This is a genomic window from Sporosarcina soli (assembly GCF_042655805.1).
Classification (GTDB): Bacteria; Bacillota; Bacilli; order Bacillales_A; family Planococcaceae; genus Sporosarcina; species Sporosarcina soli.
The window spans coordinates 29,532-53,716 of record NZ_JBHSNO010000002.1; the positions used below are offsets into that span (position 1 = coordinate 29,532).

At 42.1% G+C, this 24,185-nt stretch carries 23 protein-coding genes; 2 read left to right on the top strand and 21 right to left on the bottom strand.

The features are described from left to right. Positions 1–99 precede the first annotated feature (99 nt). The 11 genes from ACFPRA_RS03175 to ACFPRA_RS03225 all read right to left on the bottom strand — a co-directional run bounded on the left by ACFPRA_RS03175 (position 100) and on the right by ACFPRA_RS03225 (position 9,765). Positions 100–552 carry a CoxG family protein gene (locus ACFPRA_RS03175; RefSeq protein ID WP_381430670.1) on the bottom strand — a complete coding sequence of 151 codons (453 nt, stop codon included), beginning with the start codon at positions 550–552 and terminating at the stop codon, positions 100–102. A gap of 19 nt (positions 553–571) precedes the next feature. Next, entirely contained in the window at positions 572–1,342 is a 771-nt protein-coding gene (locus ACFPRA_RS03180; protein ID WP_381430673.1) for a LamB/YcsF family protein, read from the bottom strand. A 31-nt stretch (positions 1,343–1,373) separates the two neighbouring features. Beyond that, the gene (locus ACFPRA_RS03185; protein WP_381430676.1) at positions 1,374–1,625 is read right to left on the bottom strand and encodes an acetyl-CoA carboxylase; all 252 of its coding nucleotides are present in this window, start codon (positions 1,623–1,625) and stop codon (positions 1,374–1,376) included. Next, positions 1,618–2,616 (bottom strand): 5-oxoprolinase subunit C family protein, encoded by a 999-nt coding sequence (locus ACFPRA_RS03190; protein WP_381430679.1) that lies wholly within the window; start codon positions 2,614–2,616, stop codon positions 1,618–1,620. Before ACFPRA_RS03190 ends, ACFPRA_RS03185 begins: the two co-directional genes overlap by 8 nt. Then, positions 2,613–3,482, bottom strand: a complete 870-nt coding sequence (locus tag ACFPRA_RS03195) for a 5-oxoprolinase subunit B family protein (protein ID WP_381430682.1) — start codon at positions 3,480–3,482, stop codon at positions 2,613–2,615. Before ACFPRA_RS03195 ends, ACFPRA_RS03190 begins: the two co-directional genes overlap by 4 nt. A gap of 270 nt (positions 3,483–3,752) precedes the next feature. Continuing rightward, entirely contained in the window at positions 3,753–5,222 is a 1,470-nt protein-coding gene (locus ACFPRA_RS03200; protein WP_381430917.1) for an aldehyde dehydrogenase family protein, read from the bottom strand. A gap of 45 nt (positions 5,223–5,267) precedes the next feature. After that, positions 5,268–6,239, bottom strand: coding sequence for a PDR/VanB family oxidoreductase (locus tag ACFPRA_RS03205; RefSeq protein WP_381430685.1), 972 nt, complete (start codon positions 6,237–6,239; stop codon positions 5,268–5,270). Positions 6,240–6,296: 57 nt separating this feature from the next. After that, positions 6,297–6,794 (bottom strand): hypothetical protein, encoded by a 498-nt coding sequence (locus ACFPRA_RS03210; protein ID WP_381430688.1) that lies wholly within the window; start codon positions 6,792–6,794, stop codon positions 6,297–6,299. Between the two features lie 19 nt (positions 6,795–6,813). After that, on the bottom strand, positions 6,814–7,779 hold the full coding sequence (locus ACFPRA_RS03215; RefSeq protein WP_381430691.1) for a heme-dependent oxidative N-demethylase family protein: 966 nt from the start codon (positions 7,777–7,779) through the stop codon (positions 6,814–6,816). Between the two features lie 283 nt (positions 7,780–8,062). Beyond that, complete coding sequence (locus ACFPRA_RS03220; protein ID WP_381430695.1) at positions 8,063–9,487, bottom strand: purine-cytosine permease family protein; 1,425 nt, start codon at positions 9,485–9,487, stop codon at positions 8,063–8,065. Between the two features lie 74 nt (positions 9,488–9,561). Further along, positions 9,562–9,765, bottom strand: a complete 204-nt coding sequence (locus ACFPRA_RS03225; RefSeq protein ID WP_381430698.1) for a hypothetical protein — start codon at positions 9,763–9,765, stop codon at positions 9,562–9,564. 169 nt (positions 9,766–9,934) lie between these two features. On the opposite strand from ACFPRA_RS03225, the gene ACFPRA_RS03230 reads away from it, so the two are divergent. Continuing rightward, on the top strand, positions 9,935–11,803 hold the full coding sequence (locus ACFPRA_RS03230; RefSeq protein ID WP_381430701.1) for a sigma-54 interaction domain-containing protein: 1,869 nt from the start codon (positions 9,935–9,937) through the stop codon (positions 11,801–11,803). A gap of 150 nt (positions 11,804–11,953) precedes the next feature. On the opposite strand, the gene ACFPRA_RS03235 is transcribed toward ACFPRA_RS03230, so the two are convergent. The 4 genes from ACFPRA_RS03235 to ACFPRA_RS03250 form a co-directional block, all read right to left on the bottom strand. Further along, entirely contained in the window at positions 11,954–12,775 is an 822-nt protein-coding gene (locus tag ACFPRA_RS03235; RefSeq protein WP_381430704.1) for an alpha/beta fold hydrolase, read from the bottom strand. Positions 12,776–12,910: 135 nt separating this feature from the next. Continuing rightward, positions 12,911–13,480: a manganese efflux pump MntP gene (locus ACFPRA_RS03240; RefSeq protein WP_381430708.1), complete on the bottom strand. Its 570-nt coding sequence runs from the start codon at positions 13,478–13,480 to the stop codon at positions 12,911–12,913. Positions 13,481–13,610: 130 nt separating this feature from the next. Then, positions 13,611–14,171, bottom strand: coding sequence for an integrase (locus tag ACFPRA_RS03245; protein ID WP_381430711.1), 561 nt, complete (start codon positions 14,169–14,171; stop codon positions 13,611–13,613). 289 nt (positions 14,172–14,460) lie between these two features. Beyond that, the gene (locus tag ACFPRA_RS03250) at positions 14,461–15,861 is read right to left on the bottom strand and encodes a plasmid pRiA4b ORF-3 family protein (RefSeq protein WP_381430714.1); all 1,401 of its coding nucleotides are present in this window, start codon (positions 15,859–15,861) and stop codon (positions 14,461–14,463) included. 244 nt (positions 15,862–16,105) lie between these two features. Here ACFPRA_RS03250 and ACFPRA_RS03255 point away from each other — a divergent pair, with 244 nt between their 5' ends. Then, on the top strand, positions 16,106–17,584 hold the full coding sequence (locus ACFPRA_RS03255) for a protein adenylyltransferase SelO (RefSeq protein WP_381430717.1): 1,479 nt from the start codon (positions 16,106–16,108) through the stop codon (positions 17,582–17,584). A 60-nt stretch (positions 17,585–17,644) separates the two neighbouring features. Here the strand turns inward: ACFPRA_RS03255 and hemL are convergent, their stop codons facing one another. From hemL to hemA, 6 genes are all read right to left on the bottom strand, one after another. Further along, entirely contained in the window at positions 17,645–18,937 is a 1,293-nt protein-coding gene (gene hemL / locus ACFPRA_RS03260; RefSeq protein ID WP_381430720.1) for a glutamate-1-semialdehyde 2,1-aminomutase, read from the bottom strand. Further along, positions 18,938–19,918: a porphobilinogen synthase gene (hemB, locus tag ACFPRA_RS03265; RefSeq protein WP_381430723.1), complete on the bottom strand. Its 981-nt coding sequence runs from the start codon at positions 19,916–19,918 to the stop codon at positions 18,938–18,940. Positions 19,919–19,920: 2 nt separating this feature from the next. After that, positions 19,921–20,679: a uroporphyrinogen-III synthase gene (locus ACFPRA_RS03270; RefSeq protein WP_381430726.1), complete on the bottom strand. Its 759-nt coding sequence runs from the start codon at positions 20,677–20,679 to the stop codon at positions 19,921–19,923. Next, positions 20,672–21,601, bottom strand: coding sequence for a hydroxymethylbilane synthase (gene hemC, locus ACFPRA_RS03275; protein ID WP_381430729.1), 930 nt, complete (start codon positions 21,599–21,601; stop codon positions 20,672–20,674). The genes ACFPRA_RS03270 and hemC overlap by 8 nt, the downstream gene beginning before the upstream one ends. Before the next feature lie 24 nt (positions 21,602–21,625). Continuing rightward, entirely contained in the window at positions 21,626–22,456 is an 831-nt protein-coding gene (locus ACFPRA_RS03280) for a cytochrome c biogenesis protein (protein ID WP_381430731.1), read from the bottom strand. Positions 22,457–22,578: 122 nt separating this feature from the next. Then, positions 22,579–23,943 carry a glutamyl-tRNA reductase gene (hemA, locus tag ACFPRA_RS03285; protein WP_381430734.1) on the bottom strand — a complete coding sequence of 455 codons (1,365 nt, stop codon included), beginning with the start codon at positions 23,941–23,943 and terminating at the stop codon, positions 22,579–22,581. Between the last annotated feature and the right edge of the window lie 242 nt (positions 23,944–24,185).

Sequence of the window (24,185 nt, forward strand, 5' to 3'; positions counted from 1 at the left end):
CTATTACACCTCCATAATAGTAAAAGAACTGGATAGTACCTGTTGGGAAACCCTTATGCCTTTATCCTTTTTTCGCCGGACTTAATGCTTGTATGGATATCACATTTCAGCCATTTGTTTTGTCTCTTTTTCTATATCTTTGAAAAATTGTCCGATCACCACTTTTGCAACGCCTCCTACGATACGCTGACCAATCGATGCAAGGAGACCCGTTACTTCCACAGCTGCATTGCAAGTAAGTTTCACCCCATCTTCAGTCTCTTCCATATGCATAGCTGCATCCGCTTCAATCTCGCCAGGTTTCCCTTTTGCATGAACAAGCAAGCGATAACATTCCGGTTCTTGCTTATCCACTTGTTGAACATCCGCTGTAAATTCGCCTTTTATCGGACCGATATTAATGCCTAGAATACTATGAAACACATCGTCCTCAACTTCCTCGAATACTTTACAACCCGGCAAAGCTTTTCGTAAAACTTCTTTATCTTGAATCGTTTTCCATAACGTCTCTCTCGAAATTCCTTTAAACGTATAGGAATGCTCCATCTTCATAATTCATCACCTCCATTTCTCAACTTTGGATAATATGCTTGACCGGCACGATTTTTATATCGTTGTTCGACAGAGCTTCCACGATGGCTTTTGCTAATTGTGGTGCTCCGGGAGTATCCCCATGGATGCAAATCGTTTCAGCCTCGATAGAAGCATCTTTTCCGTCATGCGTCTGTACTTTCATTTCTTTAATCATGCGCACGACACGGTCAGCCATTTGGGCATAGTCTGTAATCACTGAACCTTTCCTCGTTAAAACAATCGATCCATCCTCCGTGTGTTCTCGATCGGCATAGGCTTCCTTTGCAACCGGAATGCCCATTCTTATCGACTCTTCCATGAATACGGAATTATTTAACGAAAAGACGATCATATCGGATTGAACGTCATGAATGGCTTCAAGAATCGCCCGTGCGATTTGCTTGTCTCCCATCGCTTTCATGAATAAGGCACCATGTGGTTTACAATGTTGGAGTTTAACATCATATGCTTTGGCAAATTCCCTCAATGCACCCATCTGATACGTTACGTAATCCTTCACTTCAGACGGAGTACATGCAAGATCCCTTCTTCCGAATCCTAGTAAATCAGGAAAACCCGGATGCACCCCTATGCCTACTTCGTACTTTTTTGCCAGTTCAACTGTCTTTCTCATCACATGTGGATCTCCTGCATGAAAGCCGCATGCAATGTTTGCAGAAGTGATGTATTGCATCATTTCCTCATCATTTCCTTGATCGTACAGACCAAAGCTTTCACCCATATCACAATTTAAATCTACTCGAAGCATTTGCAAAACCTCACTTTTACACAATTGTCATTTACTTTGTTCCATTTAGTAAGGCAAGCTCTTGTCCAGCTTCCACAATTTCTTCATTCGAGATTAAAAAGCTTTCAATGACTCCTGCCGATTCCGCTTTCACCTCATAAAAGGTTTTCATCACTTCGATCAAACCGATTGTATCCCCTTCGTTCACCACATCTCCTTCATTCACATAGACGGCTTCTTCTGGTGACGGTTTACGGAAAAAAATGCCGGGTATTGCTGCAAGTATTTTTTGATGATTACTCATTAATAGCCCCTCCCGCTCCTAAGTAAAGTTGTTCTTTTATTGCATTCAATTTGTCTTTTTCTTCTTTTCTCGCTGCAAGTGCTTCCTCGATGCTCACCGAAACGAATTTTACAGTTTCGTTCGTCTTGATTTGCCCCATTTTATTTAAATCTGTACTGATGATGGTCGCTATCGTGGCATATCCTCCACCTGTTACAGCATCATTCAACAAGGCAATCGGCTCAACACCATCCGGTACTTGAATCGATCCGATCGGGTAACCAAGGTCAACTACATTGGACGGGTTGCTTCCCGCACCAAACGGCTGTTCACGTTCAACAAAATTCAAACGTTCCCCTTTGAACCGATAACCGACCCGATTGGCTTCCGGTGTTACGCTCCAATCGATGGAGAAAAAGCGTTCCTTACTTTCTTCAGTTAATCGATAGCTGCAAAGACCTAACACCACTCGAATTTCGTGCTTTTTCGAAAACGTCGGGATCAATTCATCTGCAACCCGCGCGCCAGCTTGTACCGAATGAAGACGATCTGCACCGATGACCAGTTGATCATTCGCTTGGAGGGGCCTGCCTTCCAAACCACCAATTCCACATAATGTATATGTGGAACGGGATCCCATAATTACCGGAACATCAATCCCGCCCGCCACCGCAAGATACACCCTGGCGCCCTGTTTAACAAAGTCAAAGCTCAGCCGATCACCTGCTTTGACGGAGAAAGATTCCCACATCGGTACGGCTTCCCCATTTATTTTCGGAGGAATTTCGCCCCCCGTGAGCGCGATAAGCGCATCTTCCTGAAATTCCAGAACGGGCCCCAAATACGTAATTTCCAAAGTGGCAGCGTTTTCATTATTGCCGACAAGCAAATTACTGACCGTATAGGAGTATTTGTCCATCGCGCCGGACGGGGGCATACCGACTTCATAAAATCCGATACGTCCACCGTCTTGAACTGTCGTCTGCAAACCGGGACTAATGACTTTGATCATGCATACAACCTCCCTAATACATCTTCGGAGAAGCCTTTTGGATCATCCAGTACGTTTTTCGGTTTGAAAGTAATATCTTTTGTTAAATAACGGTAAGTTCCCTTTTCAACCGTTTCGCGGATTTTCTCATACTCGTCCATCTCGATACTGCGATATCTGAAAATATCCCCTTGTCTTGGGAATGTTAACGATTCTTTGAAATCAGGGGAACGTTGCTCTTTTTCAAATATTGGCGCTGCTGCTGTTCCGAATAACTGGTATCCTCCAGCCCCTTCCACTGGATAGATGACTGCAAATGCTCCGCCAAAACCAAACGCTCTTTCTGGCGTATACGTTCGCGGACGAACATACTTCGGTACTTCAATTTGCCGTTCTCTCGGAACCATTTGGTAGCACCAAGGCAACCCTGGAACAAAGCCGATCATCGATACGAGGTAAGGGGAATCTGTGATCGCTTTTATCAATTCTTCTTTCGAGTCAAATCCATTGATGTGAGCCGCATATTCCAAGTCGGTCGAATTTGGATCTTGATGGCGATCCCTGAAGCGCATTAACGCCTCATTTGTCCATGGATCATCAAACAAAATCGGAACATCGACAATCCGTGAAGAAATTTCAATATCATCAATGGAGACCGTTTCCTCTAAATGCTGCAGTTTTGCAATGAGCACGTCGGGATGTATTTTATCCGGATTAAAACGGACCATATATGATGCGTTTGAAGGACAAATATCCACGATTCCTGGTAGTTCCTCTTCTTTCAGTTTTTCAGTAATCGCCATTGCTTGGAAATTGACTTCCAATCCCATTTCCTCGGATAATTCCACAAAAATAAACTCATCTCCGCCATATTCATAACGAGCCATTTCCACTTCACCTCACGATTGATCTCTTTTTTGATAGAACTAGTGTTATGCAGACTTAACCGCATAGACGTACCATATTAACTTTTCAATCATTCAAGAACTATCCTACTATCGAAGAATATAATAGTCAAAATAAAGTTATAATTTCGACAACTTATGACGAAAGATCTTATAGATTTCCAATTAAGCACTACAAAAACAAGCTCTGTATCCACTATCGAATCAGGGCTTGTCTTTGTATTCGAGTAAAGTATTCAAAAGAAAAGGTGCTTATGAAAACCAACCAACTGGCTCGACTGCAAGATTAATATTGATTTGTTTTATCTCTTGGAAGTCCTCGAGACCGTAAGTTCCAAGGCTGCGACCAATTCCACTTTGCTTATATCCTCCCCAAGGTGCTTCAACATAAGTCGGATGGTAGGAATTGATCCATGTAATGCCTGCACGCACCTTTTTAATAACCCGGAGCGCTTTCGCTCCATCTTGGGAGAATACTCCTCCCGCGAGGCCAAAATCCGAATCATTTGCTAATTGAATCGCTTCTTTTTCATCCTTGAATTTTTGAATAACAACGACTGGACCAAAAATTTCTTCTTGGACAATTCGCATGTCTTGTGTCACGTCTGTAAAGACTGTTGGCTCGATAAAGTTACCTTTTTCAAGCCCATTTTCAGACAGGCGGTTTCCACCCAGTGCTAATGTAGCTCCTTCTTTTTTACCGATTTCAATATATTCAAGAATACTTTCCATTTGCTGCTTACTGACGATAGCGCCAACGTCCACTCCTTCTTGCATTCCTGGTCCGACCTTAATTTTACGTGCACGCTCTATAAAGCTTTCAACAAATTTGTCATAGATGCTTTCTTCGACAAGTATACGACTTCCAGAGGAGCAAACCTGACCTGCTCCAAAGAAAATCCCGAATAATGCGTAATCGACTGCCGTTTCAAAATCAGCGTCAGCAAAGATGATATTTGGAGATTTCCCACCCAGCTCAAGGGAAATTTTCTTCAAGTTTCCTGCAGCAGCCTTCATAATTTGACGACCTACATCTGTGCTACCTGTAAAGGAAACGACATCCACCTCTTTGCTTTCAGCGATGGTTTGGCCAACGACTGATCCCTTGCCTAATACCATATTAGCAACACCTGTCGGGATTCCTACTTCTTCGAGGATTTCAAATAACTTAATGGCTGTTACAGGCGTGATTTCAGCCGGTTTATAGACGATTGTATTACCTGCAGCGAGGGCAGGGGCAATTTTCCAAACACTCATTAACAATGGAAAGTTCCATGGTACAATCAGACCGGCAACCCCCACCGGTTCACGCACGACCATTGCTTGGACTGGTTCCGGCACACTATATGTTTCACCTGAAGGTGTGGTGATCAAACCGGCATAATAGCGGAAACACGTAGCTGCGTCACCGACATCGAACTCCGCCTCAGCTTTTCGTTTCCCATTGTTCATCACTTCAAGTTCCACTAACTCTTCAAATCTCTCGTCGATCTTATCGGCGATTTTGTATAAGTACTTTGCCCGCTCCTGCGCTGTAAGGTCTGACCAGACCCCACTTTCAAATGTGTCTCTCGCTACCTGAATGGCTTCCTTTGTCTCCTCTATCGTTGCCCTAGGTGCCGTTGCAATCAATTCACCTGTCGCAGGATTCAGTACTTCATGGATATCTTTATTGTTGGAAGTTCTCCATTCTCCATTTATAAACATCTTTAATTCCATCACTTTTGTTTTTACAGTCATTGTCAATTCCTCCATTACAATTTTATTTTATACATTTAAAACCAGTTTTTCTTCGCCTTCTTTTGCTCTTGAACAACAGGATAAAATGATACTTCTTTCTTGTCGTTCCTCGTCGCTAAAAAAGATATCCCGATGATCGATTTCTCCTGCCACAACTTCAAGTTCACACTGGCCACAACCACCCGCTTTACAGGAATAAGGGGCGTCAATCCCTTCCTGCAACAACGCTTCCAGTAATGTTTGATCCGGAGTTACTTCAAGCACTTTTTTACTTTGAACCAGCTCCACTACAAAAGGATGTCTCGGTCCTTCTACAGCCGCAAACAATTCAAAGTGAATCGACTTTTCTGGATAGCCGAAAGTCTTCGCTGCCTCTTTAAACTCGGTTACCATTTTGACAGGGCCACAGAAATAAACATGTGAGCCTATGCGGTGATTGACCATCGTATCCGGAGTCATCCGAACGGGTTTTTCATCCCTTGAAAAATAGAAAGTGCACTTTCCAGGATATTTTTCATTTAAATAATCATAATAGGCGCAGAGCTCTTTCGTCCTTGCCGCATAATGCAGTTCAAACGTCTTTCCATCCCGTTCCAAATCCTCCATCATCGTTAAAAACGGAGTAATCCCGATCCCCGCAGCATAGAAGACATGGTGTTTCGCGCGGTAGGTCAATGTGAAATGATTTTTTGGTAAACTGACCGTCACATGACTCCCTTCTTGGATTCGATCATGCCAAAATACAGACCCACCTCTTGAATGATCGTCCCTCCGAATCGAAATCGAATAATGTGATCGTTCAAGCGGATGACTAACGAGTGAATATTGCCTTTCGATGACTTCATCCCCGTCTTTCACATAGGTTGTAATATGTGACCCACCTGTAAATGCCGGTAGCGGCTTATCATTCGTTGTCGGATAAAGATAAAAACGTTTAACATTCTCTGTAATCTGTTCAATTTTTTTCACAACCATCTCTACATTTCCATAGATTTTCATACAATCACCCCTATTGACATTCATCTGACTTCATTTGAATCCGCTTACATTAAGTTCTTATAGTGGAATGAACGGATAGCCAATATATCCTTTCCGAACTATAGAGAAAAAAGGTCCCACTTCCAACATCGCTTCACAGTGCATGCACTCTGCCTCTTTTTCGTTCTGTATTTCATTTAAGCTGAAACATTTCATACAATAGAGAAATTTTTTTTTCGGACCTTGAATGACTGTTTGGATTTCATCTTCTGTAAAACCGGCTTCCACAGCCTCCGAAAAAATAGCCGCTGCCTTATCCCACGTACTGGAGATATAGAGTTGAGTTCCCATTTTTTGCTGTAACAGGATTTTTTGAATTTCTTTCTGATTGACTTCCCCGCTAATAACAATTAAGTCGTGCTCTATTTTCTTTTTTTGAACTTCATCTATAAAAGCTCTGATAACTTTTATTTCATTTTGTTCGAAAATGATGAGATACTTCTTTCTTGTCGGATTTATTGTAAACTGCTCAACAATAGTTTCTGATCTATCAAATAATACCGGGTTATAATACATCGTTCTTCCACCTCTTTTCTTATTTTACTTTTACACTTTCAACAAGATTTTTTAAGTATTCTAATGACTGTGGTAAAAACGGTGTCATCCCTTTGTAGTCAGCCATTGGCTTTGGTATATCCGAAAGATTGCTGTAAGCTAATTCAAGCCAACTTGGTCTTTTCACCAAATCTTCAAGCGGCAAAAATTGTGTATCTAACACAAATAAGATGGCATTACTTCTCGACATGCGGATAAACCATTGCTCTTCAACACGGATATTAACGAGTTCACCTGCATTCTCACTCGTTACTCTTCCTCGTTGTGGTCCCCACACATCCATAGTTTCATAATTGACATCCCAGCGATCCGCCATCAAATTCCAATTCACCCTTGTTCTCGGTTTTCCTGGCTCGATCGTTAATAAAAACTTGCGTACCCTTTCCGTAAGATCAATGCCGTCTTTAGATACAAACGGAACGGGTCCATGGATTTCATCAAATGTCATGCCGAGATTCCAATGTGGTGAAAACAAGGCAGCAAATGAAACTTGAGCAACTTCCAAGTGAAGATTGTCTTCCCGATTGACCATCAATACAAAGTCATTATGGAAATGACGACCAATATAATCGAGCGGTTCATAAGGAATGCTTGTGTCATCACCGAAAATGAATTCTTCTTTTTCATCGAGGATAAAATTTCGGAAGGTCCAATGATCGCCATTTCTTTCAATACTGAAATGTTCTGGATACTTTTCAACTGCCAAATCGATTAACATTTCAAGAATCTCCCACTGCATTTCAATTGTATGTGGAAAAGATAAGAAACGAACTTTTTCCTGTGCCTTCAGTTTTTCACGCTTGCTTTTTATTTGTGCTTTGTATTCCGGAGTGATTTTAACAAAGTTCACTTTTTCTTTCTCTAATTCAACTAAATCATTTGAGTAACGATACGTATCTTTTTTCCAAGGAAATGTGAATTGATCTAGATTCGTAGATTTAAACATTATGAATCTCCTCCCTTTTTCAACAAGTTATATTTTCCGTCTTTTCAAAAACTATATAATGCAAATTGCGTGCCAAACTTAGAAAAACTACTGAACCTAGTTAATCATGCTTCTTTCCATCAAAGTAATGAAAATATAACCAGAGAATCTTTCATTTCTAAACACAAATTTCAATAATGAAAATATTCATCCAATTAAACCACTTTACTTATTCAATTCTAAAAATAAAAAAAACGAATGTTGGACATTTTAAAATGCCAACATTCGTGATCCATACGAGCCTTCAAAGAACATTTTCTTTAGCGGGAACAGATATCGCTTCACGCTCTTCGCGATCCACCTTATAAGCAAAAATGTATTTTGAAGAGATGTAATAACAAATCCCCGCTGCAAAATAGGCAGGTATTCCGGCTGAAATATAAAGGAACAACCCACTTACTTTATCTAAAATCGGGTTATAAAGACTCCAATAGGCAATCGTGCCAACGATAAAGCTCGTGATTGCGGAAGGGTTAATACCGCACCAGTAGTAGTAACTACCTTTCGTATCATAAAGATCCTGAAAAGAAATCCGCTGCTTTTTGACAAAGAAGAAATCAGAAATGACAATGCCGCCAAATACGGCCATAATATAGGAAATTACTGTGATAAAAGAGTTAAATGCATCGTAAAAAACGGAACTGAGTAGTAAAAATACAGTCGGAACCGCTGTAGCCAATGCGAAAAGCCACGATTTTTTCGGGAAAACTGTTTTAAAACTAATTGCTTGCGAATACATCAAGAAAATGGTTGCCGTTAAATTACCAAGCGTAAGGAGAACAAGACCCATAAGTCCCACCCACGTCCCTCCAATAGCAAACATCCAATCCGTCGGATCAAGTGATGCGACGACCAACGCTGTAAGCGCTCCCAAAACAGCTGCGATATTCACGAGAATACCGTAACTTAAAAACCCCGCTTTAAATGCAGACTTCTCACTTTTAACAAGTCTACTATATTGCCCCAGATAAGGTAGCCAAGAAAAGCCCAGTCCGATATTGATCTCCAAAGCAGTGATAAAGGAGCGTGTCGTATCCTCATATGGCTCGGCCGGTGCTAGAGAAAATATTTTATCCATCCCTTGTCCAAAGATCAAAATTGAAATTAGCCCAAGCATGACTAATAGAATGGCAGGTACGCCAATCATATTGAATTTCCGGATAAATAACGGTCCTTTAAATGTTACGAGAAATGCAAAAGCGAACAACAGGATAGCGAAAAATGGTGCGCCTGTCGTCTTTAACGTAAAGAATTCCGGGAGACTTAGGAAACTTGCGATCTTAACAAGTGCCTGACCTGCCATAAACAGTGCGATAGACATATAGCCAATTGTCAGAACCATGAAAATGAAATAAAAGATATTCGAACCCAGATACCCTAACGAACTACGAAATGCAATAAACGTATCGACACCATAGCGTGCAAAATAGATTGTAATCGGAATAATTAAGAAAACCGGCAACGCGTTCCCGAATAATATTGTAGCAATTGCCTCTTTTGCACCAACCATCATGCCAGTATAACCACCAACAAGCAAACAAAAACAAGAAACACCAATTCCAACCTGGATAAGCATTAAATCCCATAATCCGAATACACGATCATTTTTCTGGGCGGGTAGAAAACCAAAAGCGACATCTTTTGAAATGGACGATTGTTCTTTGGCCACCTGTCACTATCTCCTTTTATGTGTTATATTGTTTTAGATGTTAAAATTTTCTGAACCACAAATTCATAATTGTTCTACCCCGCAATTACTACTACTAGATAGACAACAATCGCACTAACAATAAACAAAGTCCCTTTTGCATCACCTAATTTCATTTTTTCAATTCTGGCACTCCCTTTTTCGAAATCTTGGATTCTGCTATCGAGATCCGTGTACAAATTCCGGATAAAATCGTCTTGTGAATCCAAATTTTCTTGTATTGTGTTTTTTTGAGTCAAGTAAATCACCCCTTCTATTTATTATGAAACATATTACTGCAAGTTTTGTACCAACAATAAAATACTAGAAAAATAGGAGTTTTGACAAAAATAAAAATTCATTTCAGAAATACTCAATCAATTATGAAATTAAATTGAACCTAATAATTTGAAAAGGAAGTGTATAGTGATGGATCATACGTCATTTAAAGGGAAAGTGGATGTCTTCTACTCCATGTTACTAGCTATTTATGATGGCATTGCAATAACTGATAGCCAAGGGAATATTCTTGAAAAAATCGGAGAAATGGAGGGTTTTTGGGAGGTTGATACAGATTCTATTATCGGAAAGAACCTATTTGAACTCGAAAAAGATACTTTCTTCGGAGAATCTTCTATTAAAGACCTGATAAATTCATATCAAAAGTCAGATACCCTAACTTCCTGGCATGGGAAAGTCATACTGGTCACCTGTCATGAAGTGCAAGAACAACATTTATTCGCATGGGGATTTAAAAAAATTACCGAGGAAAATATACTTGCTGAAAGAGATTATCCCAGCTCTGAAACGGATCAAGAACTTCCAAACAATATCACCGTTCCGTTCATCGCTCACAGTAAAAAAATGAAAGATGTGCTTCACACGGTCGAAATGGTATCCAAAGTTTCATCTACTGTACTGTTATTAGGGGAATCGGGCGTCGGAAAAGAAGTTGTTGCCAAAACAATCCACGAGCTAGGTTCTCGACATTCAAAACCATTTGTCGCGGTAAACTGTGGAGCCATTCCAGAACCCTTATTAGAGTCTGAATTATTCGGCTATGAAGACGGGGCTTTTAGTGGGGCCAAAAAGAATGGCGCTCCCGGAAAATTTGAAATTGCTAATCATGGCATTCTTTTTCTGGATGAAATTGGTGAGATGCCGCTCAATCTTCAAGTTAAATTGCTGAGGGCCCTCCAAGAAAGGGAAATAACACCAGTAGGCGGGTCAACGCCAATAAAATTAAATATCCAAGTCATTGCCGCTACGAATAAGTCTCTGCTACAAATGGTAGATAAAGGGGAGTTCCGGGAAGATCTATATTATCGCTTAAATGTCGTACCTATTGAAATTCCTTCATTAAGAGAAAGGGTAGAAGAAATCCCATACTTGGTTTATCACTTTACTCAGAAGTTTAATCAATTGCATAATCGAGCCGTTACCATCTCACCTGATGCGATTGATGTTTTTTCAATCTATAACTGGCCAGGTAATATTAGACAATTAGAAAACATGATCGAACGCCTCGTTGTTACGAGCCGAACGGAAGAGATTGACGCCCATACTGTTCATCAGCTGATTCCTAAAGGGAAAGACACGGTAAAAGCACTGCCGATGTTTGAACATCTCATGCCATTGAACGAGGCGATGGAACACGTAGAGGATCAGTTAATCACGATGGCAATGGAGCAATACAAATCCATTAAACTTGCTGCTAAAGTGTTAGATATCAGTCAGCCGACGATGAGCCGGAAGTATAAAAAAATTCGCGATAAAATAGCACAAGCAAACTTATCCCCTACTACTAAACGGAGAGTGCTTGAAGACCAATTGGACAAACGCCTGCGTTCGATTGCTATCGTCACGGCTGCTATTATTCAACCGGAGGAAGTGATTGCGTTAAAAAACAATATTTCCACAGAAAATCCGGCCTTTCAGAAGCTGCGTGGTCAGCTGACAATGATTAGAAAACAAGAAGGAATCATTCAATGGGTATTTCTTTTTGCGGTTCAGCCAAACGGAGAAATCATTCATCTCGTTTCTGATGAAGATTTTGTCATGGAGCCAGGCGAAGTCTATGAATGCCCGCCAGAAATGATGAAGGCGATTGAGGCGGCCAAAAAAGGAAGCATAGAAGTAACGCCATTGTATCAAGATGTTTACGGTCAATGGAAAACAAGTTTTGCTCCGATCGTAGATCACTTAGGAAACTTTATCGCACTTATCGGTTATGATTATAGCAAAGCGTATGTCGAGTTGGAAATGAAAAAACTGAAAACAACCTTACTTGCGTACTAGACAACCTTAATATTCTACAACTTTACTTTAGTCAAAGTTCTTAACGACCGACGTTATGACAACCGAAATTTGTAAGCGGTATCAATTTCTAACACAGTGTACAATCGTGTTAGGAATTGATACCGCTATTTGAAAGGAACAATTATCTTTTTATACTGCTAGCACCTTACCTAGAAATTTGAGCAGCGTATCGTTAAATTTTTCAGCTTCTTCGATTTGTGGTGCATGGCCGCTCTGTTCGAACCTAACCAATGTTGCATCTGGAATCTGCGCTTGCAAATACTCACTCGTTTCTTTGCGATAGAAACTTTTAGCTCCATATGTGATGAGGCAAGGAACGGATATCTTCGGCAATATCTCTCTATAATCTTGGAGTGCCATCGCTATCCACATGGCGAGCATCACATGAGGGGTATTTTTCTCCGCTTCCCCAAAACACCACTGCAGCATTTCTGGATCGTCGAAAGTCGGCGCAAACATCGCAGGAACAAAACCTTGTGTGTGCGTTTCCCAGTCTGTTGCAATGCTCGCCAATGTCCCTAAGTTTTTCTCATGCTCGAAATCCCCAAATAACCCAAGATCCCATTCCTCATCTGTCAACAGCTTCGGTGTCATATCGATAAAGCAGAGACTTTCTATATTGTCGCATCCATAGTTTTTCACATACTCCCAAATGATATGTGTGCCCATCGACCAACCTACCAAAGAGACATCTTCCAATTTCAGATAAGTTATCAAATCCCTTAAGTCTTTTGCAAATTGGTCCATCGTCAAACCCTGTTCGACTCTACTGGAGTCCCCATGCCCACGGAGATCATAACAGATAACACGATGATGTTTTGCCAGCTCGTTTATTTGTTTTTTGAAATGCTTTCGAGATGCGGACCAACCATGGATCAGTACAACCGGCTTCCCTTTTCCTTCTTCCTCGAAATATAAGTCGACATGATCTTCTGTACGAAAATACGCCAATCGGAATCCCCCTTTTTAGTTAAGGGTACCATACTTAGAAGTAGAAACAAATGAGTATTCTGAATTAATCGATATTCAGGGCGACAATTTGAAGTGTTTTACAATCTACCATCTCCATACAGAGAAATAATCCCTTCAGACAAAAATCTCAAAAATGCCGATGAAAATGAGTAATCCACCGGCAATCGTTGAGGGATATTTCCCGATTGGCGTTCGGGAGAGCAATTTTCCACAATGGTTACTCGACCCTATCGTCACAAGGGAAAAGAAACCGATCGAGAGCACAGCCCCTAATGCTGAAATCCCATTTGCACCAATTCCGATTCCAGTGGCTAAACAATTTGCAGAAAGGATGACTCCAAGCATCAACGCCTCACGAAACGAAACAATTTTGTCTCCGTTTCTGTCAATCAATGCAGGATTTTTTTCAGGCGCATCCCCATTTGGAGGATGAGGGATAATCGTCCATATTCCTATAACACAAAGTAACAAGCTTCCAATCAGGCTGGCAGTATCTGGCGATATATACTCGATGATCCTATTCCCTGCGATTACTGAAACATAAGTGACAGTCATCGATACGCCTGCAATCGTCAAGTTCGATACAAACGGAATTTTGGTCTGCTTCACGCTATAAGCAAGACTGACGACAAGGTTATCCAAATTGGCAGCAATGCCCAATAGTATAATCGTTATCCACTGCATAGTTATCCCCCTACCCACAATTCAATCCTATCTTGAATCATATGCAGAGGGATTTTGGGGGTCTGGACAATCGCCGACAGAATAGCGATTTTCGCTTATGGATTGTTTGGACAACAAGCATTCGAAGTGCTTAAGATGCGGCAGGCTCACTGCTTTCCGCCACAAGTCGATTATAAAGTGCTAAATCCTTTTCATAAAGTTCCTGATACGTTAACAAACTATGCGTTTTCACTTTTTCAAAGCTATGCCAATCAACAATCCGATAAATCCGATTCAACTCTTCTGCGTTTATCCATGCCGTTTCCTCGAAAAGGATATTCATCTTATGTTCTTCAATGATCATCTCCAGCAATTCGAGATCCTCATATTGCTGATGAAATGGATGGCTTTTTTTCATTTTGTATATTTCCATTGTTCGCGGCAAAGAATCCATCAATGCCTCCCTATCCACTGCATGGCCTAGCTCATGTAGCGTCAATATCTTGATATATTCATCAAGTGGGATGTGGGTCTGCATTTCGTTTCTTGCTTGCTGCAAACGCTGTGTATCAAATCCCACATAATCGAGAATAAAATTATAGCTCATATTCACTCCAGAGCTATCAGGCTTTAAACGAATATCCATCTGGACAGCTGCAACGGTCGACTGAATCAATTGCTTGATACTTTTATTTTTCGTTCTTTCCGTCATTCGTTCCCCTAGCTTTCTAGTAATTTTAAGTTTATCGTTTGAGGATATGGGTAATATAGTGGTATAAGGGCAGATTACGCCCTATAAAGAAATATTATCCAACCATTTTATTCTACAGAAAAAAGAATGCTTTTTCAAGAAGACAATCTTCCTCACGATAACATTATGTGCTACGGATTTGTTCGGAAAGGATTGGAGGATAAATACAGGAAAACGGAGGCTCCCTTTTCCAAGGCGCCTCCGCGAGAGGTTGTTGATATCCATGAACTCGATAGATGAAATTCCTTTGTTATTTTCCACAACATTTCTTATATTTCTTCCCGCTTCCGCATAGGCATGGATCATTTCGGCCAATCTTTTTATCGGAAATGCCATTTGATGCTGTATCTTGGATTGATTTCAAATGAATTTTTTCCATGGCGGAAAGCTCGGACGGCGTATGCCCTCTATTTTCCCAAATGCGCGTAGTATTAGCGATCATGGAGATCATATAGGCATATTCATTCATCTGCATGACATCTTTCATGTCGAATCGTCTAATAAACTGTTGCGTCACGATTTGGGAATAATTTTCTGCAGCTTGCAGTTTAGCAACCAAGTCATCCAATATCCCTTTCACCATGATTGTACTGCCACCGAAAAAATCTTTCGCGAGTTTTTCCATAAAATGTTCGTGAAAGTCCGTCATTTCATAATAGTCGCCGTCTACGTAGCGTAAAAGCTCCTCTTTTTCAGGCACATAGAATGGTTTCCCAGCCGTTTTTTGTAAGAGTCCATCATCTGCTGCCTGATGAGCCAATGCCTTGGGCTGTATAGTAATTTGGTCTTTCTTTAGCAGTTTAGCGTATCGAGGATCTGCTAGAAGAGCTTTGAAATCTTGGCTGGATATGTTTGGCTCATTTTGGCCATTATAAATTTCCAGAAATTGTGGATATTCGAGATAGCCATATAAATTCCCACAGGCAATAGCATATTGAATGATCCGCTCAGCATTTGGTATCGGACTGGTCTTCAATTGATTGGGCTTCGGACTTGGTTGCACTTGATTCGGCATACGGTATTTATCCGATTTGACGTTGTAATTTTCATGGTCAATGAATGCCCATTCCGTCTTTTTATATTTGACTGTTTTTAAGATCTCGTTCACCATCGAAAAGTCCAAAGGCCTATACAATTGACTTTCAGCCCATTCGACAGTCTTTTCGTGATCGGGATGGGTTGGATCCGCATACACTTCTAGAAACGCCGCAAATCCTGGTGGACCGCCCACATCTTCCGGTGGCGCCATTCCTTCTCCATCCAATAGCGTCGGATAGCCAAAATAATAATCCTCTACCGTCTCTTCAAGCGTCACACGAATCTTCCAACCATCTCCAAAATCATAATTATAAATAAACTCCCCATGTTTTTGGAAATACGAATCGATTTTCATACGTGTCGGTTGTTTGACCGCCTTACCGAAATATGACTTTCCTTTGTATTCCTCTGAAATAAATTCATTATTTGTAATATAATCTTCCTCTGTCTCCACTGCAAAGGAATGATAAGGATCTCCAGCACTTTGGAAATTTGTAACACGCTGAATGGTTTCATGTATTCGATTCACGGTCACATCCGCTGGTAAAATCACACGTCGCCACACAAGTGGAGAAATGTCTTCAAATGTTATTTTTAGAATATATGCTTTCATATGTCACCTACATCTTTTCCTCTAATCATACGCCATATTGTCTTTTTAATCGACCTTTGGCTTTATTTCCATACATTGTGTCCTTAATTATTCCATATTGAGTGATTTTAGTAAACCTTCTTTTCATATAATGGTAGAAACATCAAAATCCTGAAAGAAGTATTTATATTGCAAAATGCGTATAATAAACGTACAAATGAACAAATTAAACGCTATAAATGATCAGTAGCAGATAGGTGATTCGATGACAAAAAACGATGCATCCATTTCAACAGGATGGAATTTTGACAATAGTTATGCACGTCTACCGCAATCCTTTTTTTCGAAACTTGAGCCAAATCCCGTACCGGAACCAAATTTGGTCATCTTGAATGATTCTTTTGCAACGTCTATCGGCTTGAATGCTGAAGGCTTGAAAAGCGAAGAGAACATCGCCGTTTTTTCCGGCAATCGGATGCCTGAAGGTGCATTGCCGCTGGCGCAAGCATATGCGGGCCATCAATTCGGGAATTTTACGATGCTAGGGGACGGTCGTGCGATGCTCATCGGTGAACAAATCACGCCTTCAGGTGAACGAGTTGATATTCAGTTGAAAGGCTCGGGGCGCACCCCTTTTTCACGCGGAGGGGATGGACGTGCGGCATTAGGACCGATGTTGCGGGAGTATATCATCAGCGAAGCGATGCATGCGCTTCGAATCCCCACGACGCGCAGTTTAGCTGTCGTGACTACCGGTGAGTCGATCGTACGCGAAAAGGAGTTACCAGGCGCCATTCTCACCCGTGTCGCCGCCAGTCATCTACGCTTCGGCACTTTCCAATACGCTGCCAATTGGGGCACGATAGAGGAACTTCGTACGCTAGCTGACTACGCCATCCAGCGGCATTATCCTGAAATTGAATCGGATGACAGTCGCTATCTTACATTTTTTCAACGGGTATTGGAACGACATGCCTCACTGGTTGCAAAATGGCAACTTGTCGGTTTCATTCACGGGGTGATGAATACGGACAATATGACGATTAGCGGGGAAACCATTGATTATGGCCCTTGTGCTTTTATGGATACGTATGATCCGAAAACGGTCTTCAGTTCGATAGACGTTCAAGGCCGCTACGCTTACGGTAACCAGCCCCCGATTATTGGGTGGAATCTCGCCCGATTTGCCGAGGCGCAACTACCATTGTTCCATACTGAACAGGAAAAAGCGATTGAAATTGCTGAAAAAGCCCTTTCACAATTCCCAGAGCGTTATGATTCCTATTGGCTCTCCGGAATGCGAGCGAAATTAGGCCTATACAATGAAGAGGCCGAAGACAGGGAGCTTATTAGAGATCTTTTGAACGTCATGCAAACTCATCATGCAGATTATACGAACACGTTTCTTGCCTTAACGTTTAACAAGCTCGAAGAACTGGAATTTTTCCACACTGTGGAATTCACGGACTGGCATGGGCGATGGGAAACCCGGCGTAGCAGACAGCATGAATCGACTGCGTCTAGTCAACAATTGATGCGAAACAATAATCCGGCGATCATTCCTCGTAATCATTTGGTGGAAGCCGCACATGAAGCAGCGGTCGAACGGGATGACTTCACTGTTATGCATCGGCTTCTCGATGCTCTTTCGAACCCATACGACCATACAGATGTACAAGCTGAATATGCCATGATACCAGAATCTCCATCAACAACCCCATACCGCACTTTTTGCGGTACATGATCTGCATAGTAGAAAAAGGCTTTCCTGATTAGCAAGTTCAGGAAAGCCTTTTCCGATCGATTACCGAGCGAGTTGTGCAAATACCGTATGGAATGCTTCAACTGTTTTCGCAATATGTTCTTCCGTATGGGCCGTTGATAAGAACATACCTTCAAATTGAGAAGGCGGGAGGAAGATCCCTTCTTCTGCCATAAGGCGATAATAATCTGCAAATAATTCAAGATCGGACGTCTTCGCTTGATCATAATTCGACACTTTTTCGTTCGTGAAGAAGAAGCCGATCATTGAACCGGCACGATTCACCGTATGCGGAATATTATATTTTTCTGCTGCCGCTCGGAAGCCAGCTTCCAGCTGATCGCCTAGTTTCATGAAGTGATCATATGATTCCGGTGTCAATTTCTTCAACGTTTCGATACCAGCCGTCATGGCAAGCGGGTTTCCTGAAAGCGTCCCAGCTTGGTACACCGTTCCTGCAGGCGCGATTTTTTCTATAATTTCACGTTTTCCACCGTACGCACCAACAGGCAGTCCTCCGCCGATCACTTTTCCAAGACAAGTAATATCCGGCGTGATGTCAAAATAACCTTGGGCACAATTATAGCCGACACGGAAGCCTGTCATCACTTCATCAAAAATGAGCAATGTTCCGTTGTTCTCAGTTAGTTCCCGTAACCCTTCCAAGAATCCCGGCTCAGGAGGAACGACACCCATATTGCCTGCAACCGGTTCAACGATAACAGCCGCCAAGTCATCACCGTATTGTTCAAATGCCACCTTGACGCTTTCTAAGTCATTATACGCAACGGTAATGGTATTTTTCGCAATTGACTCCGGTACGCCCGGGCTATCCGGAAGACCGAGTGTCGCAACACCCGAACCTGCTTTGATCAGCAAGGAGTCCCCATGACCATGATAGCAACCTTCGAATTTCAAGATCTTATTGCGTCCCGTATATCCGCGCGCTAAACGCAATGCGCTCATCGTTGCTTCCGTTCCGGATGACACCATACGCACCATTTCGATGGACGGTACACGTTCAATGACAATTTTCGCTAATTCGTTTTCGACAAGTGTCGATGCTCCGAAACTTGTGCCTGTTTCCGCTACTCGTTTAATACCTGCCACTACATCCGGATCTGTATGCCCCAGAATAAGCGGTCCCCATGATAGGACATAATCGATGTATTCATTGCCATCGATATCCGTGATTGTTGCGCCTTTTCCACTTCCCATGAAAATCGGATCCATATTGACCGATTTAAACGCACGAACGGGTGAGTTTACCCCTCCTGGCATCAGATTGACAGCTTCACTGAATGCCTGTTTAGATTTCTCATAATTTCTACCCATTTACTTTCCCTCCAACCAGCGCGCTGCATCTTTTGCATGATAGGTCATGATGATATCTGCCCCTGCACGCTTCATACTTGTCAACGTCTCCAGAACAACTTGCTGTTCGTCAATCCAACCATTTTGTGCCGCTGCTTTGACCATCGCATATTCACCGCTGACATTATACGCGACAATCGGTAAAACAAAGTTATTTTTGACGTCTCGAATGATATCCAAGTAAGACAAGGCAGGTTTGACAATTAGGAAATCTGCCCCTTCGGCTTCATCCGATTCGGCTTCGCGCATTGCTTCCAAGCGGTTCGCGGGATCCATCTGATAGGTTTTACGATCGCCGAATTGTGGAGTCGAATCCGCTGCTTCCCGGAAAGGTCCGTAATAGGCTGAAGCGTATTTCACAGCGTAAGACATGATTGGAATATCGGTAAATCCTGCCGCATCAAGCCCTTGACGGATGGCCGCCACAAAGCCGTCCATCATGTTTGACGGAGCGATGATATCTGCACCAGCTTCTGCTTGACTGACCGCAGTTCGGGCAAGCAATTCTAGTGATGGGTCATTCAATACTTTTTCCCCTTCGACAACTCCACAATGTCCATGGTCGGTATATTCACATAAGCATGTATCTGCAATAACGACCAATTCCGGATAGCGTTCTTTTACAAAACGAATCCCTTGTTGAACGATTCCATGGTCATGATAAGCACCTGTGCCCATTGCATCTTTCTCTTCCGGCACGCCAAATAGAATGACAGAAGGAATGCCAAGCTCAACAACTTCATCGATTTCTTCCGCTAGACGATCCAAAGAGAACTGATATACACCCGGCATGGAAGATACCGGATTTTTCACATTCTCTCCTTCGACAACGAATATCGGATAGATAAAGTCTTCTTTCCGCAAGACCGTTTCTCTCACCATTGAACGTAATGCATTTGTATTGCGTAGACGTCTATTTCGTCTGAATTGTAATTTCTCCAAAATTATCCATCCTTTCGCTTCGTTAATGCTTCGATAAGATTCAACAATGTGTATGTATCAGGACGGACATGGGCGACTCCTCCTACATCGATCAGCGCCTTTTCCGTCACATGTCCGATGACACCGATCGTATAACCGTCCCATCCTACTATTGGTGCCACTTCCTCTGCAAACACTTTCACAGCGGAGGGACTTGCAAAAAGAACAGCCTTTTGCTGCTTTCGTCGCAATTGCTCAATCAGCACACCAATGGAATCGGTTGCCCGTTCAGTTGAATAGACCGTCCACTCATCCACTTCAAAAGGCAAACCTTCTTTGATTGTCGGACCTGCAATGGAACCGCGTAAAAACAAAATACGGCGGATAGACGTTCCAGATGGATTGAATTCCTGGACGAATGTATCTGCACTAAATATGGTCGGGATGAAGTCTACTGTCAGCCCTAGCTTTTCAAGCGCTTCTGCCGTTTTTGTTCCTACAGCTGCAATTCTCGTTTGAATCGACTTCGCTGGAATATGATGCCGATCGAGTTTAGCAGCAATTGCCGCAACCGCACTCTGACTAGTGAAAATAAGCCAATCATATGTCGGACAAGTTTTCAATCGGAGCTCGTCTGTCGGGTCGATACATTCCTTCACTTGAATAAGCGGTAAAGAAATTGGTGTTCCTCCATATTGCTTTACAAGGTCGAACACTTCTTCGGACTTGGGTGTCCCAGTAAAAATGACGTTTTCTCCTTGTAAGGGTTGACCATCACGCATCCATTTCCGCCTTCACTTTCTCAATGACTTCGGAAGCACCTTCCGCACGTAATGCTTGCGCCACTTCTGTCCCTACAGCAACAGGATCTACACTTTTGACCGTCTTCTTAAAGATTTGTTTCGCATCCGGTGTTGCGATATAACCAGTCATTTCTACTTCTTTGCCATCGTATGTTGCAAAACCGGCAATCGGCACTTGGCAAGAACCATCCATTTCTGTCAGGAACGTACGCTCTGCTTCGACTTCTTTCCATGTTTTTTCATCTGTTAATTTTGCCAGTTCAGCAAGCAATTCCTCATCATCCGAACGGCACTCAATTGCTAGCGCCCCTTGTCCTACTGCCGGGATACATTCATCCACTGACATGTATTCCGTAATGACATCTTCACTCCAGCCCATCCGTTTCATACCTGCAGCCGCAAGTAGAATGGCGTCATACTCCCCATCGTGCAATTTCTTCAGTCGTGTATCGATATTACCGCGAATCCACTTGATTTCCAAATCCGGGCGAAGGAGTTGGAGTTGTGAACTTCTTCGTAAGCTGGATGTCCCTACGATTGCACCGGCCGGGAGATCCATGAATTTCACATGTCCATTTGAAATGAACGCGTCACGCGCATCTTCACGCGCAGGAATGCAACCGATCACAAGGCCTTCCGGAAGGACGCCCGGCATATCTTTCATGCTATGGACTGCAAAATCGATTTCATTATTGTAAAGGGCTTGTTGAATTTCTTTGACGAACAAGCCTTTCCCCCCTACTTTCGATAACATGACATCTAAAATTTGATCGCCTTTTGTCACGATTTCCTTCACTTCAAATTCAAAAGGGACACCGGCAGCTTTCATCTGATCGATGAACCAGTTTGTTTGCGTTAATGCCAGTTTACTTCTTCTTGAACCTACGATGATTTTTCTCAACCTTATCCAACCTTTCGACTTGTCTTATACCCAAAAATGGAATTCTGACAACCTGCTTCCTAGAAAGAAGTTAATGATTACAAAAAGAAAAGCGAATACATTCGCCCATGCAAAGTCGTTTCCCGTCAGCTTACCACTCCGCATGAAAAATAATACAGAACTATAAACCGCAAGCAAGAAAAACGAACCAATGATTTTCATATCGAAAAACGACCATTCCTGCAGCGCTACATGTGCCCATTGCATCCCTAAGATCAAGCTGACGAGTAGCAAAGGAATCCCTGTATAGATTGCCACTTTCGTGCTGATTGTCGTTTGGTGTAAGGATGGTAATCTTCCAAACTGTTTCGACCATTTCTTCTTCTTTAATATTTTATAGACAAGTAAATAGAGAATCGAAAAAACAAAAGAGAGCGCAAATGCGGCATACGATAGTATTGCAAATGTGATATGAATAATCAAAAGTTCTGAAATGAGTGCCTCTCCAAGTGGAGATTGTTCTATTTGCGTCGGCGCAAATGTATGAATCGTCATAAAAATAAAACCGATAACATTTAGGAAGAAGACTGCGTGTCCGATTTTGTAAAATAAGTGCAGAATAATGGACACCGTAATTAACAGCCATGCATAAAAATAGATGCCCTCAAAGAATGTAAGAACCGGAAACCTTTGCTTTTCAATAATATTCATGATTAAAAAAGTAGTCTGTAATAGATAGACGATAAACAATATCCAAAAGGCACATCGATGTACAATCTTGTCTTTATTCAAATAATCAATAAAGTAAAAGACGAGGCTCACGGCGTATAGTACAACCATCAATTCGTGCAGCCTCGCCATCGCCATTTCAGCCATGATAAACCTCTGCCTTTCTAAAAGCAAAAGCGCAGGCCTGCTTATTTCTAATAATGAAAAAAGGTGTTCCCATGCATCCTTAGTGTATCACACTGATGCGGAAACACCTCATCGACAAGCTCCTAATAAGTCAGGTCCGGTTGCATTACCGTTTTTCTTTCCGCTCTGCTTTTCAACCGCTCTTTCGCCTGTTTCGCAAGTACTTCTTTTTCTTTCACGACATCCTCATCAATACCGAAAATCTGCTGGAATAATTGCAGTTTTTCTGCCCCATTAGCATCCATTGCCAATTCTTTCACTTGCAAAATCGGATCTTTCAGCAATTGATTGATGATTGATTTTGTATGCTTATTCAAAACTTTTTTCTCGCGTTCCGTTAAGTTCGGCATTTTGTTTTCAATACTAGTCATCGTTTCCGTTTGGATAAGATTCGCCTTTTGACGGAGCGCAGAAATGACAGGTACGACACCGAGCGTTGTGACCCATTCTTTGAACTGTACAACTTCTTTTTCAATCATCACACCGATCTCTTCAGCCGCACGTTTCCTTTCCGCAAGGTTCGCTTCAACAATCCCTTGTAAATCATCGATATCGTAAAGGAAGACATTCGGCAAATCGCCAATGCGCGGATCCAGATCGCGCGGCACTGCGATATCGACCATGAAGATCGGTTTTCCTTTGCGCATTCTGTCGACAAGCTTCATCAATTCCACATCAATGACAAATCCATTTGCCCCCGTTGAACTGATGAGGATATCGGCTTCAAGAAGCGCACATTGCAATTCACTCATCGGTTTTGCTACTCCGCCGAATTTACCGGCAAGCTCTTCCGCTTTGGACACTGTCCGATTGATAACCGTCACTTTTCCAGCACCACTGCCATTCAAGTTTTTTACGGCCAGCTCGCCCATTTTCCCAGCGCCAAGAATAGCGATATGCTTATCATCCAACGAACCGAAGATCTTTTTCCCCAATTCAACAGCGGCATAGGAAACCGAAACAGCATTCTCACCAATTGCCGTCTCAGTATGAGCGCGTTTTGAAAACGTGATCGCCTGTTTGAATAGTTCATTGAAAACCGTGCCAGTCGTTCCGATCGATTGGCCTCCCAAGAAGCTATTCCGGACCTGCCCCAAAATTTGCGTCTCACCTAGCACCATGGAATCGATTCCTGCAGAAACGCGCATTAAATGTTCAATCGCACCATCATGCTCATGAATAATCAAATGGGATGAGAACGACTCAATTGGCATATTAAACCATTCCGCTAAAAACTTTTTGACATAGTAACGGCCTGTATGTAGCTGGTCGACTACCGCGTAAATTTCAGTCCGATTACATGTCGAGATAATGACATTTTCCAATATACTTTTTTGCTGTTGCAATGTTTGCATCGCCTGCGGCAATTCCGATTCAATAAAAGACAATTTCTCTCTTATTTCGACCGGAGCCGTCCGGTGATTGACACCGACTACGATAGTATGCATCAGGTGTTCACACCTCTCACGTTCTATTTCATGCTTCCATTATAACATACAGCTTTCACTTCATTATGGTCAATTTGTGAACAACATATGACTATGAACGGTTGAGCATGCCTTTTTAGAATTATTATAATCTAATTCTAAGCCTTTCACCAAAACAAAGCAATGGATTTGCATCCGTACAACAGGATGTATTTTTTTTAATAAAGCACCAAGTTTCTCCAGTGAAAAAACCCGGTAGAACG

Coding starts and splice junctions, on each gene's coding strand:
- ACFPRA_RS03175 (WP_381430670.1), bottom strand. CDS start 552: ATGAAGATGGAGCATTCCTATACGTTTAAAGGAATTTCGAGAGAGACG.
- ACFPRA_RS03180 (WP_381430673.1), bottom strand. CDS start 1,342: ATGCTTCGAGTAGATTTAAATTGTGATATGGGTGAAAGCTTTGGTCTG.
- ACFPRA_RS03185 (WP_381430676.1), bottom strand. CDS start 1,625: ATGAGTAATCATCAAAAAATACTTGCAGCAATACCCGGCATTTTTTTC.
- ACFPRA_RS03190 (WP_381430679.1), bottom strand. CDS start 2,616: ATGATCAAAGTCATTAGTCCCGGTTTGCAGACGACAGTTCAAGACGGT.
- ACFPRA_RS03195 (WP_381430682.1), bottom strand. CDS start 3,482: ATGGCTCGTTATGAATATGGCGGAGATGAGTTTATTTTTGTGGAATTA.
- ACFPRA_RS03205 (WP_381430685.1), bottom strand. CDS start 6,239: ATGAAAATCTATGGAAATGTAGAGATGGTTGTGAAAAAAATTGAACAG.
- ACFPRA_RS03210 (WP_381430688.1), bottom strand. CDS start 6,794: ATGTATTATAACCCGGTATTATTTGATAGATCAGAAACTATTGTTGAG.
- ACFPRA_RS03215 (WP_381430691.1), bottom strand. CDS start 7,779: ATGTTTAAATCTACGAATCTAGATCAATTCACATTTCCTTGGAAAAAA.
- ACFPRA_RS03230 (WP_381430701.1), top strand. CDS start 9,935: ATGGATCATACGTCATTTAAAGGGAAAGTGGATGTCTTCTACTCCATG.
- ACFPRA_RS03240 (WP_381430708.1), bottom strand. CDS start 13,480: ATGCAGTGGATAACGATTATACTATTGGGCATTGCTGCCAATTTGGAT.
- ACFPRA_RS03245 (WP_381430711.1), bottom strand. CDS start 14,171: ATGACGGAAAGAACGAAAAATAAAAGTATCAAGCAATTGATTCAGTCG.
- ACFPRA_RS03250 (WP_381430714.1), bottom strand. CDS start 15,861: ATGAAAGCATATATTCTAAAAATAACATTTGAAGACATTTCTCCACTT.
- ACFPRA_RS03255 (WP_381430717.1), top strand. CDS start 16,106: ATGACAAAAAACGATGCATCCATTTCAACAGGATGGAATTTTGACAAT.
- hemL (WP_381430720.1), bottom strand. CDS start 18,937: ATGGGTAGAAATTATGAGAAATCTAAACAGGCATTCAGTGAAGCTGTC.
- ACFPRA_RS03270 (WP_381430726.1), bottom strand. CDS start 20,679: ATGCGTGATGGTCAACCCTTACAAGGAGAAAACGTCATTTTTACTGGG.
- ACFPRA_RS03280 (WP_381430731.1), bottom strand. CDS start 22,456: ATGGCTGAAATGGCGATGGCGAGGCTGCACGAATTGATGGTTGTACTA.
- hemA (WP_381430734.1), bottom strand. CDS start 23,943: ATGCATACTATCGTAGTCGGTGTCAATCACCGGACGGCTCCGGTCGAA.